Source organism: Herbaspirillum sp. GW822-FHT03A08 (assembly GCF_058801885.1).
The window spans coordinates 1-674 of the sequence record NZ_JBXANR010000019.1 but is presented as its reverse complement, the minus strand read 5'-3'; the positions used below and the strand labels follow the sequence as shown (position 1 = coordinate 674).

Here is a 674-nt window from a genome sequence, read left to right as displayed (position 1 = left end):
TCGGTGGCGGAGTTGATTTCCTTGTCGACGATGGTGTCGATGTAGTCGAGCGCATCGAACACCGGACCGTAGACTTGCGGCGCGCAGCGCAGCGAGTACACATCCTGAATGCGCGAGGAATAGGGAATATCGGTGCGGCGCAGTTCGTCCGGCAATTGCACCGAGCGGGCTTCGTGGGTAGTGCGGGTCGAGCCTTTGAGCAAGGTGCGCACCACTGCCGCGGTCTTGATCTGGCCGGCGTGTGGACGCGCTTGCTGGATGCGCGGATCGAAGGCGGACATCTCGGCACGCATGGCTTCCAGCGTCAGGCCCAGCGATACGCAGGCGTCGGTCAGCAGGTTGCGCGAATCGTGCGCGGCTAATACAGCAACAGCCAGCGAGGCGGTGCAGCCGTTGATCAGCGCCGAGGCGTCCTTGGCTTTGAGGTCGAACTGGACCGGGCCGATACCTGCCCTGGTGATGGCTTCCGGTGCACTCATGCGCTTGCCCTGGTACATCACTTCGGCTTCGTCGAAACCGACGATGGCGGCAGCCAGATAAGCCAGCGGCGCCAGATCGCCGGAGGCGCCGACGGAGCCCTTCTGCGGCATGATCGGGTGGATGCCGGCGTTGATGAAGGCCAGCAGGCGATCGACCACTTCCACGCGCGGCGCCGAGTAGTTGCTGGCGAAGGC

The 674-nt window shown here is 64.2% G+C and carries 1 protein-coding gene; it reads right to left on the bottom strand.

Going from position 1 to position 674, the window contains the following annotated elements; genetic code table 11:
- Positions 1-674, bottom strand: a 674-nt coding sequence (locus tag AC1RN6_RS24090) for an aromatic amino acid lyase (protein WP_493008001.1), incomplete at both ends; no start/stop codon positions are given.